This window comes from Microcoleus sp. EPA2 (assembly GCA_020882975.1).
Taxonomy (GTDB): domain Bacteria; phylum Cyanobacteriota; class Cyanobacteriia; order Cyanobacteriales; family Microcoleaceae; genus Microcoleus.
In genome coordinates, this window is the sequence record JAHRFD010000001.1 from 370,388 (window position 1) to 387,132 (window position 16,745).

The 16,745-nt window shown below is 44.6% G+C and carries 16 protein-coding genes; 9 read left to right on the top strand and 7 right to left on the bottom strand.

Annotated features, from left to right (window positions below):
* Positions 1-746, top strand: a 746-nt coding sequence (locus AAFP14_RS01555) for a tetratricopeptide repeat protein (protein WP_341730571.1), incomplete at its 5' end; no start/stop codon positions are given.
* Between the two features lie 131 nt (positions 747-877).
* Here the strand turns inward: AAFP14_RS01555 and AAFP14_RS01560 are convergent.
* Both AAFP14_RS01560 and AAFP14_RS01565 read right to left on the bottom strand, forming a co-directional pair.
* Positions 878-1,225, bottom strand: a complete 348-nt coding sequence (locus AAFP14_RS01560; protein ID WP_333273926.1) for a DUF5615 family PIN-like protein — start codon at positions 1,223-1,225, stop codon at positions 878-880.
* On the bottom strand, positions 1,222-1,539 hold the full coding sequence (locus AAFP14_RS01565) for a DUF433 domain-containing protein (RefSeq protein WP_341730572.1): 318 nt from the start codon (positions 1,537-1,539) through the stop codon (positions 1,222-1,224). Before AAFP14_RS01565 ends, AAFP14_RS01560 begins: the two co-directional genes overlap by 4 nt.
* Before the next feature lie 239 nt (positions 1,540-1,778).
* On the opposite strand from AAFP14_RS01565, the gene AAFP14_RS01570 reads away from it, so the two are divergent.
* From AAFP14_RS01570 to AAFP14_RS01590, 5 genes are all read left to right on the top strand, one after another.
* Positions 1,779-3,083: a TldD/PmbA family protein gene (locus AAFP14_RS01570; RefSeq protein WP_341730573.1), complete on the top strand. Its 1,305-nt coding sequence runs from the start codon at positions 1,779-1,781 to the stop codon at positions 3,081-3,083.
* Positions 3,084-3,282: 199 nt separating this feature from the next.
* Positions 3,283-4,104, top strand: a complete 822-nt coding sequence (locus tag AAFP14_RS01575; RefSeq protein WP_341730574.1) for a DUF3153 domain-containing protein — start codon at positions 3,283-3,285, stop codon at positions 4,102-4,104.
* A 125-nt stretch (positions 4,105-4,229) separates the two neighbouring features.
* Positions 4,230-4,574, top strand: a complete 345-nt coding sequence (locus AAFP14_RS01580) for a LapA family protein (protein ID WP_341730575.1) — start codon at positions 4,230-4,232, stop codon at positions 4,572-4,574.
* Positions 4,575-4,648: 74 nt separating this feature from the next.
* Entirely contained in the window at positions 4,649-5,470 is an 822-nt protein-coding gene (locus tag AAFP14_RS01585; RefSeq protein ID WP_341730576.1) for a segregation/condensation protein A, read from the top strand.
* 315 nt (positions 5,471-5,785) lie between these two features.
* Positions 5,786-6,949 (top strand): NDP-sugar synthase, encoded by a 1,164-nt coding sequence (locus AAFP14_RS01590; protein ID WP_341730577.1) that lies wholly within the window; start codon positions 5,786-5,788, stop codon positions 6,947-6,949.
* 178 nt (positions 6,950-7,127) lie between these two features.
* On the opposite strand, the gene speA is transcribed toward AAFP14_RS01590, so the two are convergent.
* The 3 genes from speA to AAFP14_RS01605 all read right to left on the bottom strand — a co-directional run bounded on the left by speA (position 7,128) and on the right by AAFP14_RS01605 (position 11,303).
* Positions 7,128-9,137 (bottom strand): biosynthetic arginine decarboxylase, encoded by a 2,010-nt coding sequence (gene speA, locus AAFP14_RS01595; protein WP_341730578.1) that lies wholly within the window; start codon positions 9,135-9,137, stop codon positions 7,128-7,130.
* Positions 9,138-9,292: 155 nt separating this feature from the next.
* A complete protein-coding gene (locus AAFP14_RS01600) occupies positions 9,293-10,489 on the bottom strand; it encodes a helix-turn-helix domain-containing protein (RefSeq protein ID WP_341730579.1) in 1,197 nt (398 codons plus the stop codon).
* A gap of 223 nt (positions 10,490-10,712) precedes the next feature.
* Complete coding sequence (locus tag AAFP14_RS01605; protein ID WP_341730580.1) at positions 10,713-11,303, bottom strand: DUF3611 family protein; 591 nt, start codon at positions 11,301-11,303, stop codon at positions 10,713-10,715.
* Between the two features lie 283 nt (positions 11,304-11,586).
* On the opposite strand from AAFP14_RS01605, the gene AAFP14_RS01610 reads away from it, so the two are divergent.
* Together AAFP14_RS01610 and AAFP14_RS01615 are read left to right on the top strand one after the other, a co-directional pair.
* Entirely contained in the window at positions 11,587-11,757 is a 171-nt protein-coding gene (locus AAFP14_RS01610; protein ID WP_341730581.1) for a hypothetical protein, read from the top strand.
* A gap of 512 nt (positions 11,758-12,269) precedes the next feature.
* On the top strand, positions 12,270-12,575 hold the full coding sequence (locus tag AAFP14_RS01615; protein ID WP_341730582.1) for a hypothetical protein: 306 nt from the start codon (positions 12,270-12,272) through the stop codon (positions 12,573-12,575).
* Positions 12,576-12,972: 397 nt separating this feature from the next.
* Here the strand turns inward: AAFP14_RS01615 and AAFP14_RS01620 are convergent, their stop codons facing one another.
* A complete protein-coding gene (locus AAFP14_RS01620; RefSeq protein WP_341730583.1) occupies positions 12,973-13,845 on the bottom strand; it encodes a 6-pyruvoyl trahydropterin synthase family protein in 873 nt (290 codons plus the stop codon).
* A gap of 468 nt (positions 13,846-14,313) precedes the next feature.
* Between AAFP14_RS01620 and AAFP14_RS01625 the strand changes: the two genes are divergently transcribed.
* Positions 14,314-15,807 carry a cyclic nucleotide-binding domain-containing protein gene (locus tag AAFP14_RS01625; RefSeq protein ID WP_341730584.1) on the top strand — a complete coding sequence of 498 codons (1,494 nt, stop codon included), beginning with the start codon at positions 14,314-14,316 and terminating at the stop codon, positions 15,805-15,807.
* Between the two features lie 143 nt (positions 15,808-15,950).
* Here the strand turns inward: AAFP14_RS01625 and AAFP14_RS01630 are convergent, their stop codons facing one another.
* Complete coding sequence (locus AAFP14_RS01630) at positions 15,951-16,637, bottom strand: J domain-containing protein (RefSeq protein WP_341730585.1); 687 nt, start codon at positions 16,635-16,637, stop codon at positions 15,951-15,953.
* Positions 16,638-16,745 lie beyond the last annotated feature (108 nt).

A 16,745-nucleotide genomic window follows, 5' to 3' on the forward strand; every position in this document is an offset into this window, starting at 1 on the left:
TCTATGCAAATCAAGGAGAAGTAGAACAGGCGATCGCATTTTATCAACAATCTCTCGAACTTCAGGAAAAAATTGGCGATGTTCAAGGCAAAGCTGCTACTTTGCACTGTCTAGCCATAATCTATGCCAATCAAGGAGATGTAGAACAGGCGATCGCATTTTATCAACAATCTCTCGAAATTTACGAAAAAATTGGCGATGTTCAAGGGAAAGCTGCTACTTTGCACCAACTAGCAGGAATCTATGCCAATCAAGGAGATGTAGAACAGGCGATCGCATTTTATCAACAATCTCTCGAAATTTACGAAAAAATTGGCGATGTTCAAGGGAAAGCTGCTACTTTGCACTGTCTAGCCATAATCTATGCCAATCAAGGAGATGTAGAACAGGCGATCGCATTTTATCAACAATCTCTCGAACTTGAGGAAAAAATTGGCAATGTTCAAGGGAAAGCTGCTACTTTGCACTGTCTAGCCATAATCTATGCCAATCAAGGAGAAGTAGAACAGGCGATCGCATTTTATCAACAATCTCTCGAACTTAAGGAAAAAATTGGCAATGTTCAAGGGAAAGCTGCTACTTTTGCAATGCTGGGACAGTTGTTAGCAAATGAGAAGGGAGATTTTGAGTTAGCTTTGAATTATTTACAGCAATCTTTGGATATTTTACAGCGTTTGCGATCGCCAGATGCGGAGATAGTCAGGGAAATTATTGCTAGAGTTCAGCAGATGGCTGGAGTGTCATAAGTTTGCACGCGAGACTCAGAAACCGGGTTTCTCATGAATATCTCGTGAGGATGCGTAAAATCTCACAGAAACCCGGTTTCTTGGATGAGGCGACTCAGAAACCATCGGAAATAATATCACTAACTGGTTTGCTACAAAGGTAGGTACTGAACGCAGTTAACTAAATCTTCAGGTTCGTTAACCTTAGCAACAATTTCCAAGTCACGAATGCAATCACCCACAGTGACTTTTTGTTGATGGGCATAGATGACACCAGAAAAATTGACTTCCTCTTGCTGGCGACGGTTGGCTATGGCTAAAAAATCTTCGTCTTGTGTAAAAACAACGCGCTGAAGATCCATTGCGCGATCGAGTATAACCGTGTCTGGCATACCTTTTCTACCATCGTCTTGAACTGTCAAAACATCTACGTCCCGAAACTGTAATCCCACCGTAATTGCCAAGTGGATATGTTCGTCCATATATAGCGCTATGCTCATTTAATTAGTCCTTGGGCGCGGAGTTTTTTAGATAAAGGAGATTCGCCCGCTTCTAATCGTAACTTTTCAGCATACTCGAATCGGCGCTGCATATCCGAATCAAGCTCTTGTTTGTGATCCCAATAATAAGCGAAAGCAGAATGAATTTGGCTCATTGTCAAATAACGATGATTTAGGTGCAACTCGGCGGGACTCCACCCGTAAGCGATATGAGCTTGTACTAATTCAATCACTTTCATTGTGGTTCCGGCGATGATAGGCACATTCTTCTCATCTAATTCCACATATTTATATTCGGTTGCAGTTAGTGGCATAGTTTACCTCGTTCATGGATCTAGTTTAATTATATCGATCGCCCTCTACAGTTGACAGTTGACAGTTGACAGTTGAAGCGCAAGGTTTTACCCAGTTTATGGCCGCGCATACAACCGAAGAAACCGGGTTTTTCGCAGTTTTTTTTGTGGGGTATCGCTATTCTCAGAAAAAACCCGGTTTCTGGCCACGCATAAAATAGCTAAAATAAAACAAAGACCAAACCAGAAAGGCGATTATTGTGAGCGATTCCACCATAGAACAGATTTTGAAACTGGCATCTGGGCGCGCCGATAGCGCTGAAGTATACTACCTATCCAGCCAAGACACCCCGATCGAATTTGAGAACAATCGCCTCAAATCCCTGCAAACCAAAGCCCTCCAAGGCGTAGCACTCCGACTGATTTACAAGGGCAAAATCGGCTTTGCTAGTTCCACCGATTTAACGCGGGTAGAGGATTTAGTCGATGCAGCTATTCAAACTGCCGAAATCGGCGATGCAGCGGAATTTGAACTAGCCTCCAACTTCCACCTAACCACGCCGGAAACTACCTACATTCCGCCCACAACCGCCGAATTAGTCGAAAATGGCAAAAACCTCATCGAGGAAGTTCACGCCTACAATCCCGATATCATCGTCGATGTCGGCTTCCACGTCCGCAGCGGCCGCGTCAAAATTGCCACCACCCAAGATGTCTATGCCGAAAGAAGCAGCCAAATAGTCAGTGGCACTATTTCTGGCAACTTGGTGCAGGGAGAAGATTTTATGCAAGCATACAGTTATGATGTAGCGTGCGATCGCCCCCTAGACACCAACAACATCCTGCAAACACTCCTGGAAAAATACCGCCTCGCCGAAAATGCAGCCAGCATCAGCAGCGGTTCCTACCCCGTATTATTCACTCCCAACGCCGCCGCTAGCACCCTCGGTGGTCTATTTGACACCATCCTGTCGGGCCAAGCCGTCGTTCAAAAAGCCTCTCCCCTAGCCGACAAAATCGGCGAAACCTTATTTGACGAACGCTTTACCTTTTTAGAAGACCCCACTTTAGGGCCCTATGCTCGTCCCTTTGACGACGAAGGCACTCCTACCACTCGTAAAGTCTTAATTGACAAAGGTACTGTCACCGGATTTTATTGGGATCGTAGATGGGCTGCTCGTGGAGGTGTAGAATCTACAGGCAACGGTTTTCGGGGGGGACTGTCTCGCCCCGGTCCAGATTTGACCAACTTTTGCATTCTCCCCGGAAATACTCCTACTCAAGAATTGATTGCGAGCATGGACGAAGGCTTGATAGTAGAGCAGGTTCTAGGTGCCGGTCAGTCCAATCAATTAGCCGGCGAATTTTCAGTCAATTTGGCTTTAGGCTATAAAGTAGAAAAAGGCAAAATAGTAGGCCGCGTCAAGAATACAATGGTAGCGGGCAGCATTTTTGAAGCCTTTAAAAATTTGGTAGATTTGAGTAGCGAATCTGAATGGGTAGGCGGCGGGGCTTATTTACCCAGTATGCTGTTTCGACAGTTGGGCGTTGCCTCTAGACAATAAATAGGCTTTTGGAGTGTCCTGGCTGTGAGTTACTCGTTACCAGGCTCTGACTGGTAATTACTCGTTACCAGGCTCTGCCTGGTAATGAAGATGCAGAGGCTCTGCCTCAAATTTGCATCAAAGCTGGCGAGGCAGAGCAAGAGTGACATGGGTTTCCAGGTAGATCCTGGAAGTTAAACAGGGAAAAAATAACACAACAATGAAGCAGCAAATGGTCAAGGATGAACCAGGGAAAAGGAAACAACACTTCTTGTTTCTTTTACCTTTTGTATTGTGCCTTTTAACTTTGGTAACAGGCTGCGTTCAGTACGATGTCGGAGTCAACTTTGAAAGCCAAACTCGCGGCGAAATTGTGCAGCACATTAAGCTGGGGGAACGGCTGACGAGCTTCAGCAGCGAGATTGTTGGAGATTGGTTGAATAGTGTAGAACGTAGAGTACGCTCTTTGGATGGGAAAACTAAACGGCTTTCAGAGCGAGAGGTTTTGGTTAGGATTCCTTTTAATAATGGTGCAGAGTTAGAGGAAAAGTTTAACCAATTTTACAATCCCGTACCTACCAAAAAAACTAGGGTTGCTACTCCCTTAGAAACGGATTTGCCGAAGTTTGAATCTCACCTAAAGGTCAAGCAAAATAATTTGTTGCTGGTGCTGCGAAATCGGTTAAGTTTGGAGTTGGATTTGCGATCGATCTCTTTGCTGTCGGCTAACGGTAATCTGATCGTCAGTCCTGGGGGACTTTTAGAGCTAGACTTTAGCTTGAACACGCCTTGGGGATCCGAAAGTATTCAAACTGTCCCCGGTGCGATCTTACCGGAAATCTCTGACCAGGGAAAACAGTTAGTCTGGAAGCTCAAACCGGGGGAAATTAATTATTTAGAGGCTGTATTTTGGGTTCCCAGTCCGGTAGGAATTGGTGCAGTGATTATTGCTTTATTCGTTGTTGCTGGTATTGGTTTGAAATATAAACTATTGCCAGCCATGGGCATTGGTCACAAAACTCAGAAAATCCTGCAAACCTAAAGCAGTTGCTCAGTCACAGCTAAAAAACAGAAGCTCTAGCATCAAGACTGCTGGAAAAAGTCGGGAATCTAATAGTTTACCAAGACACAAAAATTTGTACAGTTTGAGAATTAGGAACAGAGAAAATGCGGGCACTCAACTTCTTCTTCATCTTTCTGATTTGTTTGGCTTTAGTCTTGTTCAGCATTGAGAATACAGAGCCGACAACTATTCAAATTATCAAAGGCTTCCAAGTTAAAGCTCCTTTGTCAGTAGAATTAATTATGGCAACTGGATTGGGGGCAATTTTAGCGTGGCTTTTTAGTTTGTGGTCTAGAATGCAGCGAATGCTCGCCTCTCGTGCCGAGACTCGTCAAGTTCGCCAAAAGGAGCAACAAATTCAAGCTTTGGAACAGGACATAGAACGGTATAAAGCAGAAGTAGAAGCGAAACAACTTTTGTTAGAAAGTGCAGAACCGTCCACCGTGTAAGATGATATCAAGAGTGCGGTGGCGATCGCTAATTAAATCAAATATAGGCTCGATCATCTAAAATCTAAAATCGAATGACCATTGCCAAAGCCCAAGATGGTTTACAGACGATTTCCGAGGGGATCGCAATTTTAATTGACTTAGCAGAACGGGGAGAAATCAATCCTTGGGACGTTAAAGTGATTGAAGTGTTCGATCGCTGTTTGAACAAGCTAAACGAGGCGCGGGATGCGGAGCAGAGTGGGGATTTCTCTGATTTGTCCCACTCCGGTCAGGCATTTTTGTATGCTTCCATGCTGGTTTTGCTCAAAGCAGAAAGTATTGTCCTCTCGGAACCCCCCGTGAATGACTCCGCCGATGAGGTGCCACTAGAAGAGGCAGAAAACTCAGGAGGGCGACATTTGCCGCAGCATTTGGAGCGGCAACTGCGGCGTCGTGGTGTGGCTAAACTACCCCAAAAACGCCCGGTGACGCTTCCAGAGCTGATTGAGCAGTTGCAGTTAATGAAAGCGGCAATGGAGGAGACAGTTGTTCCCCGGCGACGCACTAGCTCAAAAATGCGGTCTCAAGCGGCGCGGGCTATATTTGAGCTAGCTCACCAAGAAAATCTGGTGGAAACTGCTAGTGAACTGGAGCGGTTTTTGGGAGAACGCAATTCTGAAATTGATGAGGGTTGGCTGGACTTGGAACAACTGCTGGAACTCTGGCCTCATCACGATTTGCACTCTCCTGCTGAGTCGCAAATTACGGTCTCTATGGAGGAAACGGAGGAAACAAATTCGCCCAATCATGACCGCGTTGGTATTTTTTGGGCGCTGTTGCTACTGTCGGCTCAGTCTAAAGTAGAGTTGGTTCAAGAAGAGTTTTATCGAGACCTCAAAATCCGAGTTCTCTAAACTTCAACGGAAATGAGACTGACTGCTCCGAAACTAATAACTATGTTACTCCGTCGGTTAATATTCCAGGCAGAAGCTCCCTAGCCGGAATTTTCTGGCTCTATTTGGGAGCAAGACACTCACTCCAGTGCTAACTGAGTCGTGATTCCTGATTGGTGAAATTCAGGGAAATCCCGAATCAGTGATTCATAGCCTGGTACTGTGTGGGAAATAAACAGGTCAGGCTTTTAAGTGCGATCGACAATTGTAGATCGTAACCGCTAGCATCTAAGTGTTGAGTTGATATCAATTAACAAAGGGTTGAGGAAGTTAAGAATGAAAGCGATGATTCTGGCGGCCGGTAAAGGTACTCGTGTCCGTCCCATTACTCAGACAATACCGAAACCAATGATTCCCATCCTACAAAAACCTGTGATGGAATTTTTGGTTGAATTGCTCCGTCAGCATGGATTTGACGAGATTATGGTCAATGTTTCCCACCTAGCGGACGTGATTGAAAATTACTTCCGCGATGGTCAAAAATTTGGGGTACAAATTGGCTATTCTTTTGAGGGACGGATTGAAGAGGGACAAATGATCGGAGAAGCCGTCGGCTCGGCTGGCGGTATGAAGCGGATTCAGGACTTCTCACCATTTTTTGATGATACTTTTGTGGTGCTGTGCGGAGACGCTTTGATTGACCTGGATTTGACGGCTGCTGTCAAGTGGCACCGGGAAAAAGGAGCGATCGCTACTATTGTGATGAAATCGGTCCCCCGCGAAGAAGTTTCGAGTTACGGAGTTGTGGTAACAGACGATTCTGGTAAAGTTAAAGCATTCCAAGAAAAACCCTCTGTAGAAGAAGCTCTGAGTACCGATATCAACACTGGTATTTACATTTTTGAGCCTGAAATATTCAATTATATTCCATCTGATACAGAGTACGATATCGGTTCGGAATTATTCCCTAAGCTAGTAGCAGCAGGCGCGCCTTTTTATGGGATTAGCATGGACTTTGAGTGGGTGGATATCGGCAAAGTTCCTGACTATTGGCGGGCGATTCAAAGTGTACTATTGGGAGAAGTTAAAAATGTTTCGATTCCGGGAATAGAAGTTCGTCCCGGCGTTTATGCTGGTTTAAATGTAGCTGTGAATTGGGACAAGGTTGACATTACCGGACCTGTTTATATTGGCGGGATGACGATTATTGAAGATGGAGCCAAAATTGTTGGCCCGACGATGATCGGCCCCAATTGTTGGCTTTGCAGTGGCGCGACAGTGGAAAATAGCGTGATTTTTGAGTATTCCCGTTTGGGGCCAGAAGTGCGCTTAGTTGACAAACTGGTGTTCGGGCGCTACTGCGTTGATAAAACGGGGGCTGCGATCGATTTGCAAGCGGCGGCTCTCGATTGGCTGATTACTGATGCTCGTCAAGTTTTGCCAACTCAACAACAAGAAGAACGGCGGGCGATCGCAGATATTCTCAGCAACACTAACTAATTGGTTATTGGTTATTGGTTATTGGTTGTTGGTTATTGGTTGTTATTGGTTAGTTATTATTGGTTCTTGGTTATTAGTTGTTGGTTGTGTGTTATTAGTTGTGAATAATAAAAACCAACAACTAACCACTAACAACTAACAACTAACAACTAACAACTAACCAATAACCAATAACTAACTAAGATTGAAGATAAGTATACTGGCTAAGACTCCTTTCATAATTTTGCAGCAAAAGTTGTGACTCCGAAAGAGTAATTTTATTTTGCTGCAACGCTTCCTCTGTCTGACGGCGGATGCTTTCAACCAAACTTTCTGCATCGTACTGTACATAGCTGAGAACTTCTTTCATCGTGTCTCCTTTCACAACGTGTTCGATATGATAGCCAGAAGGCGTTAGCTGAATGTGTACTGCATTTGCATCGCCGAATAAGTTGTGAAGGTTCCCCATGATTTCTTGATAAGCACCTCCCAAAAATAGAGCTAAATAGTAAGGTTGTCCGGGCTTCAGAGGATGCAGTTCCAAAACTGACTTGACATCTCGCAAATCGATAAATTGGTCGATTTTACCATCGCTATCGCAGGTGAGATCTGCCAAAGTTCCTCGCTGAGTTGGCTCTTCATCAAGTCGGTGGATTGGCATAATAGGGAACAATTGGTTAATTGCCCAACTGTCGGGCACTGACTGAAAAACAGATAAGTTGATGTAATAAATTGAGGCCATCACCTTTTCTAAGTCTTCCAAATCGTCGGATACATATTCTTTTTCCCGCGCGATCGCCTGGATTTTTTCGCAGCAAGCCCAATACAATTGCTCAGTTTTAGCCCGTTCAGCAATTCCCAAATAGCCTAAGTTAAATAAACTGATTGCTTCTTGTTTAAATTGGATAGCATCGTGATAGACTTCTTGATAATTTTCAGGACTAATTGATTGGTAAATTTCGTAGAGATTCCGCGGAATTTGGTGGGCGTTTTCGTCTACAGGTTCTGGTACTTCCCTCAGAACTTCGCTCGTACCAAGTACATCAAAAATTAACACTGATTGGTGAGAAGCGATCGCCCGTCCGCTTTCACTAATGATAATTGGTACTGGTACTTTTCGCTCGTCACAGGCATCCTTTACTCCCGCTACTACGTCGTTGGCGTAGTTTTGCATATTGTAATTTTTAGAGGCATGAAAATTAGTTTTAGAACCATCATAGTCAACGCCCAGTCCACCACCTACATCCAAGTAGTTCATATTAGCTCCCAACTTAGCTAATTCTACATAAATGTGGCTGGCTTCTCGGATGGCATCTTTGATGACGCTAATCGATGAAATTTGAGAGCCGATATGGAAGTGCAACAGTTGCAAACAGTCTAGCATTCCTGCTTTTTTCAGCTCCTCGACAGCGCGGACAATTTCAGGAATAGTCAAGCCAAATTTTGCTCGATCGCCTGTGGAACCTCCCCAGCGGCCAACACCAGTGGTACTGAGTTTGGCTCGCACTCCCAAAATTGGTTTAATTCCTAATGCTTTGCCCGCGGCGATCGCCAGTTGCACTTCCTCTATTTGCTCAAGCACAACTACTGAAGTTTGCCCTAACCGCTGGGCTAAAATAGCCGTTTCTATATATTCGCGGTCTTTGTAACCATTGCAAATTAATAAAGCGCCTGGGTTTTTTAAAGTGGCTAAAGCTATCATTAATTCCGGTTTAGATCCAGCTTCCAAGCCGAAGTGGTGCGGTTGACCGAAACGCACCAAATCTTCAACTAATTGGCGGTGCTGGTTGCATTTGACCGGAAAGACACCGCGATAGACATTTTTGTAATTGTAGCGGGCGATCGCTCTTGCAAAACAAGAATTTAACCGCTCAATCCGGTCTTCCAAAATATCAGAAAATCGAATCAGTAGTGGCAGTGCCAAGTTTCGCTGTTTGAGAGATTCTACCAGTTCGCACAAGTCCAGGGAGCCGCCACGATCGCCCTTGGGAGATACTGTAACGTGACCGGCTGCATTGATCGAGAAATAGGGTTCCCCCCAACCTTGAATTCGGTATAGTTTTTCGCTATCTTCGATTGTCCAAGATTTTTGTGGAATTGGAGCAGTCGTTGACAAAGTAGTGTCTGGTGTCACCAAATTTGGGATACTTGGTGGCTGAGTCGATAGTGGCTCGATCGGGGAGGAAGCAGCAGTGGCAGGGGAACTCATCTTCTCGGAAACCTTAAAATGACTGGTCGAGTAGTTAGTTTATCGCAGATATCGGGTTTCCTGATGTACTGGAAAATTCACTTTGTGACTGTGGGGCGATCGACCTCAAGGTTAGATCGATGAAAATTGCGATCGGTATTTTCCACTAACAGATTTTAGGCCCAAATCATTTCAGGTGGCGCCATATCAGCCCCCATAATCATGCCCCCATGAGTGGTAGACTTTTTCACACCAGGTTTAGGTGCGGGGGTGTCGCGCGCCGTCGCTGGCGCAACGGAGGCAGGTGGTGTCACTAGATTTGCCGGTACGGGCTGCCCCCCTGGCACAACAGGTTGTTGCGATAGCCAAGCCACACCCCCCACAGCCCCAGCCATTAAAGCTGTATACCCGATATACAAATGGGCTGAATTCATTTGAAAGCCATCGTCTGAGTCCGATTCGGAAACCGACAAATAGGAGTTGAGATTGCCACTGGCATCTAGCTGAGGCAAAGCATCTGCCATGGCAGTGCCGTTGAGTCCCACGGCATCGCCGATCCGACGGATGAAACCTCTAACGTAGATGTCTTGGGGGAGTTTCTCAATTTCCCCATTTTCGATCGCTTCGATGTGGTGCAGCGGCACCAGAGTTTGACTGTGGATGTGTTGGATAGATAAGGCTCTAAGTTCCCTTCCTAGGCGCAATTCTCTCCCCAACTCGCACAAACAATCTTTCCGTTGTTGAATACCCAAAGCTAGTGCTTCTTCCTTAGTGAGCTTCTTGTGTTTCTGAAGAAAAGAAAATCCTGGGAAGGAGTTTCCTTTAACTACCACAGCACCGGGTGTAGCTGACTCAACTTGACCTTCGTCTGGGGGAAATTGTTGGTTTGGTTCGAGAGTTTCGGTATCTCGAAGATCGGCATTTTCAGTGTCCGACTCTGTTTTGGGTAGCAATTCCACAGTAGTGCTACGACGATAAAAGATGGGAGCAGATACTTGTGACGGTTCTAATTCTCTGACTGCCGTAAATTCTGTAGCTTTGCTCAGCAGCGGACTTGTCAGGGAAGAACTTCCCATAGTAGAACTTGCCAGGGCGAAACTCTCCGGGGCTAGTTGTAGTTCCGTTTTTTGTGATTTGGGGAACCGCTCAAATGCTAGTTTGACTGCTTCTCGGCTAACCGCTCTAATTAAAATTTCCGCTGCCGATGCCGCTTCGCCCAACATAGTTTGCAAGCTAGCTAGAGCGTGGCTGTAGGTGTCGCTACAAAGTAGTTCAGCTTCTATTTGACCAAGGACAGAGCGAAAACTTTCTTGAGAAACTTCAATAGTTGTGTGATCTGTCACCCCAAAATAAGCATCGGGTTTCAGTGCCATGATATTTATGTTGTTTTACTACAAGGTATCTGAGTAACTTATTCGACAAGTTGGTACTGATTCCGGATGCCATTAGGGGGAGAGTCTAGTAGGGCTAAGCTCCCTTGATTTGCTATTGATGAAGTGGTCGCTGGGGATTGGTAACTGGTGATTCATGCTTGGGATCTTCCCTCACCAATCACTAATAACCAATCACTAATAACCAATCACTAATAACTAATAACTACTGCTTGTTGATGCGATCGAGCAACCACAGAGCTCCGACTATCCCCACAAAGTGGGCTAAAGTAGCGTGAATGTTTGCCAGCACTACAAATATATCGAGGGGCTGAATGAACCGACTGAAATCGACGGCTGCACCGAATAAAACTTGGGGCTGAGATATAGATTTGACGAACAATGTACCACCGATTGCTTCTGCTCCCAGCAGCGTCAGCAGCATTCCCGACAAATTACTCATCAGTGTCAATCGTACTTCTTGAATCGTCTGCGCCCTTTTGGGGCGGACACCGCTGGCGGGCGATCGCAGTTCTTTAGATAAGCGAGTAAACCGAAAAGCCCGATAGGCGCTGTAGCCGAGGGCTAAGAGCCCGCACACAGCCAACAATACACCTCCGCCGGTTCCAGCACTGGTCTGGCTCGTAGCGGAGGCACTACTCGACAGGGCAGAGGGGACTGCCAGCAGCAAAATTAACCCCGCCACCACGCCCAGCACTGCTTGGGCCCAGAAGCAAGTCCAGCCCGCAGTCCGCAGGGCAAAGGCAACTCGCTGTGCCGCTAGGGGAAGATTATCTGTATCTAACTGATTTGTCATATATGCAGCAGTGTAACTGGTTAGGTTTAGCTAGGAGTTTTTGGTAGCAGGGACTGGAGACCAAAAGAGTTTAAGGTATCAGACCGTGGGAGCAATTCTTTAATTCTTCAATCTCAAATTTTAAATCTCAAATTGATTTATGGCGGGTTAACCGCTTCTAAAAATCTAGGTATTTTGTCAACTTTCACAAACCCTCTTTACAATGGGAGAAGAAACGTTTAAGAATTGTAACTAACATTGGATTTCACATTTAGATACTAGGCACACAGAGGCAATTAAAGCAATGACACCTATACAACCAACCATAACTCCGAAACTGTCACAGCCAAAATTTGGCTTCAACAACTACGCCGAAAGGCTCAACGGTAGAGCTGCGATGATCGGCTTTATCCTCACTTTGGCGATCGAGTATGCCACAGGGCAGGGCTTACTGTCCTGGTTAGGCCTCAACTAATTTTAGCGTGCTGTCAGCCTCACATCGGCTCGATCGCCAGGGAATAGTCGGTGTGAGTTCTCTGTGGAGTGTCACCAGTTCTCGAATTGATTAGAATATCCACAAGAAACAATATCAGAGACTTTTCGGTCTTGGGATACTTGTTATCAAAACGGTAGAGCTGGATTATGATGTGTCGATCGGGCAAAAAATTGATTTGACAAGGTTGGCAATTTGACCGGGCTCCCGTACAATGCCCCACAGGCGAGAATGTTAATCTAGGTTAAGCTAGTATTTGAGCTAGAAATCCCGAATGTTCCGCCAGGTATCAGCTTTAGAGCGATTAATTTAAGCTAGTGCGGTCTTGGGGTGTCCCCAAGTGGAGCAACTGGCGTATCGCGGTTGGCTAAACCGTGAAAGCTTACTGAGGGATAGCCGCTCCCATGCTCCCGATGAAGTAAGAAGCAAATGTCGAGACAAGTCTAGTATTTGTATAGCAGATTGTAGATAAATATAGAAAAGAGTAAACAGCAATGAATGCTTCATGGACGCGACTTTTAAGGTCTGCTTACCGTAGAGATCCTATTACCAGCTTTGTTGTGACAGTGGGTGTTGTCGATGCAGCGATCGGCAGTATTGGTGCTAGTGGCTCTTTATTGGCTTTTGGGCTAGGTACCGCTGGGGTGGCGATCGCCCTGAGATTCTGGCAGAGTTACCGCTCAGGAGCCGAACAGCCTGCACCTGCTCCCGAATACTATCTCCCCCCTCAGTCTTCTCGACCTCAGTTACCCACACTCAACAACCTATCTAAAAAAAATCCTCCCTATGAAGGGTACTGAGTAATCGGAATGAGGTGAGGCAAATATGACAAAAGGGAAGGAAATGTGAGTTTCCTTCCCTTTTGTTTTCTGGTTTTGCGTGTAGTTTTGGCGATCGCCCGATTCAGGGTTTTGGGCTTTTAATTTTTTCCGCAAAGTTTGCTGTTGTTTTTTTAGCTGTCGAACTCTGGCTGAGCCACCTTTTCCTTTGGAGTTTCTGCCTTCACTGCGGGGAGACTCCCAACTCTTCAGTCTCATGTTGTTATTTTTGTATACTATTTTTATAGTACACCCTGGGAATTTTACTGTCAAGTAGTTTCAGTATCTAGGAAACCAAAACTAAAAAGCGTAGTGGTAGGGATAAATCCTGCCACTACGCAACAGTTTAGAATGCCCGTGTCTTTAGACCGGGGAGAGGTCAAACCCCAACCAAAACCCCTGACTGCTGCTGACTTTCACTCACCAATTCCTCTAAATCAGCGGAGTAAATTTCACAACTATTATTGGGGCTTTCAGTCAGCTTAATCTTGTGCAACTCTGCTCCCAATTCACGCACGGGCGATCGTAATAATTGGCAAATACGAACCGCAATATTTTCCGCCGTCGGTACAACATTTTCAAAATAAGCAATATCCTTATTTAAAAAAGTATGATCCAACGGTTCAACAACATAATCATCAATAGCTTTTTGCAAAGCTCCCAAATCCGCAATCATACCAGTCCGCTCATCAATTTCCCCTTTCACCGTCACATCTAAATGATAGTTGTGACCGTGACCATGAGGACGAGCGCACTTACCGTAAATTTCCGAATTTGCTTCCAAGCTCAAATCTGGACGAGCTAACCGGTGGGCGGCGCTAAAATGAGTAGACACAGTTAGATAAGCTTCCATTCCGTTTCCTAAATATTCGGCCCAAAGTTCTGGGTGTTCAAACAATTGAATTTTGCTCACAGGTAAATGAGGAGCTAGCCTCCACCAAATTTCCCGTGCGATGTTTTCGGTAGTTGGCAAAGTCTGCTGAAATTCCGGCCACGCTTCGTTAAGGTAGGAAAAATCGAGATGGTTGGTAACTTCCCGCTTAATGACGTGCTTGACATCAGACAGGTTCAACACCATGCCGTACTCATCAAGTTCTCCTATCATAGAAACATACAGGACGTAATTGTGTCCATGTCCCGGTGCGCGGGCTGTTGGGCCAAACCGCTCAAAATTTTCGGCTTCGCTCAACTCCGGTAGCCAGTAACGATGACTCGCCGAAAACTGTGCCCGACGATTGATGATGCACTGCATAAAAGTCAAGTAGGGTAAGCTTGTAAAGTTCTGTAAAGGACTTACTTCTTAAGGATAAACTAATTTTTGCTGGAATTTTTCGATACTTTGAGGGTGCTGTACATGAATTGCGACCAATTTTCCAGATATGGGCAAGGGGCGGGCTCTCCCGCCGAGTCCACAATCAAATTTACTCTTTGGGGAACAGGCAAGATGCTTGTTCTTGAGCATAGTGCAAGATTTTACATTAATTCTACAAAGAGATATCAGATATCAAGTACCCCTAGCAAACATCTTCTCCCCATCAGTTGCTAGCCCATCAGTTAGGAATCTTTGACATAAAAAGTGCGATCGACTTTTTTGCAACACAGGACACCCTACAGTTGCAGTTTTTCCGATAAACTCTGCAATAATTAGCCGTTTGCAGTTCCATGACAACCAAAACTAATCACCTGTTCCCAACCATTTATTACCCCTTACCCAATATTAATGAATTGGATTACTGTAAAAGCCAAACATTTTTTTGAACAACTATCTGCTGCGATGATGACCCCACTATTTTATGTGGGCGATGCTCATCTTTCCATTGCTGCCATCATCAAACTAATTTTACTAGCTATAGTTTCCTTTTTTGTAGCTCGCATCATTAGTGAAGGAATCAAGCGCAGCCTCCTAGTTCGGATGGGATTAGATCGAGGTAGTCAAGAAGCAATTTCTACCATAATTGGCTATATTTTGACAACTTTCGGCTGCATCATCGTCCTGCAAGGCGCAGGCATCAATCTCACTTCTTTAACTGTTATAGCTGGGGTTGTGGGTATTGGTTTTGGCTTTGGCTTGCAAAATCTCGCCACTAACTTTATCAGCGGTATCACTTTACTATTTGAACACCAAATTAGAGTGGGAGATTTTATTGAAATAGACAATTTATTAGGAACAGTCGAAAATATTTCCATTCGTTCCACGATTATTAAAACCATAGATGGTCTTTTTGTTATTATCCCCAATATTAAATTTGTTGAAACTAACATTATTAACTGGAGTTATAGAGACCCTCGGTGTCGCTTACATATTCCCGTTGGCGTTGCCTACGGCACCGATCCAGTTTTAGTGACGGAAGCACTCTTAGTCGCTGCGAGGAAGGAACCAAATGTTTTGTCACATCCTTCTCCGAAAGTCTGGTTTCGCGGATTTGGAGATAATGCTTTAAACTTTGACCTTTTGGTTTGGACGGACCAGCCACAGGAAAGCGATGCGATTAAAAGTGCAGTCAATTTTTTAATTGATTACGAATTTCGCAACCGCAACATCGAAATTCCTTTTCCTCAACAGGATTTATGGCTGCGAAATCCGCAAGAATTAACCAAAATACTTGAAAATCACAAAAATGATATTTCCAATGACAAGGTTTTTCCCCACCATGTCCAAAACTCAGCAGAATCCAATGGTCATGCTACCTCTCCCAAACAGTCTGTACCGAAGTCTCTAAATAATTGGAATTTGCGCGATTTGTTGCGACGAGTAACTTATTTTGAACAATGTACAGATTTAGAACTACGACAATTAATAGAATATGGCTACCGACAACTGTTTCCAGCAGAACAGGTTGTCTGCAAAGAAAACGATCCAGGCGATTCTTTCTATATTATTCTTTCTGGGTCTGTAGAAGTTCTTTCTCAAAAAACTGGTAAGTATATTGCTACCCTTCACGAGGGGGAGTTTTTTGGGGAAATATCTTTGCTGTTGGGAACTCCGAGAACCGCGACTGTTAAAACTAGCGCGGATTCAATTTTGTTTGTAGTGGAACGCCATGATTTGAAAAAATTATTAGTAGAACAGCCCAATTTAGCAGATCAAATTGCTCTCAAATTGTCGGAACGTCAACAAGCTTTAAGAGATTTGGGATTGTTGGATGATGATTCTTTGGAACAAACTCCTTTTCTTAAAGTTAGGAAACGAATTCAAGTTCTTTTTGGAATTTGAAAGCAGGAAAACGATTTTATGGGCATTTGTGGGACTCGGAGGGCCGACACTCTTGGCACAGCCCCTGCCAAGAATGAAACCGCCGTGCCCCAAGGGGGTAAGAAGAAAGCAGGAAGCAGCTAGAGGGATGGAAAATTTAATTTTTAAGCTTTTATTTTTAATTCAGCTTGTGCTTCCCGTCGCAGTCTAGTGGCAATTCTAAAGAGTTCTTGACCTGTATGCAAGTGCCTATCGTCGTAGTTTAAGGTAAATAAATGTAATTCTTCTATGCCATCTCCGACTTGATTGATGCAGTAGTAAAGATGAGCGGCTACTCCGGCCACGTTAGATGGATTAGGCATGGAACGAAAAAATTTTTGAGCTTGTTTGAGAAACTCGCGACTGGCTTCGAGATAGGTTTGAAAATTTTCTATCAATTCGTCATCAAAAGGGTCTGCTGATAATTGGTCAATTTCTTTTTTGAGTGGTTTCAATATGTTGTTGAGAAATCTATTCACGGGTTTGTATACTTTAATCAGCCACTGTTCCATGTGTTCGTCGGCATCCCGTGCAGTGGCTGTTTGCTGGCGGCTGATGTTTTCGTTGGAAACAGGTTGTGCTTGCTGTACGGTGCGATGGAAAATTTGGCGATCGTAGGATTGTCTGTGCTGGGCATCTCCTAGTATTTCATAGGCTGCATTCAGGCGGACAATTTGTTCGTGACCAGCGGTTTGACTGTTACTATCTGGATGAAATAATTTGACTAAACGGCGGTAGGCTTGTTTAATCTCGGCTTGTGTTGCGGTTGGGGTGACGTTTAGGGTTTGGTAGTGATTGCTAGGCTCAGACACGCTTTTATTTCCTTGAAATTTGATAATTTACCCAAAAATTATTGACAATAGTTTCAGGTTTTGCTATAATACTTAGTATTTACTTGAAACAGAATAAAGTTCACTGTA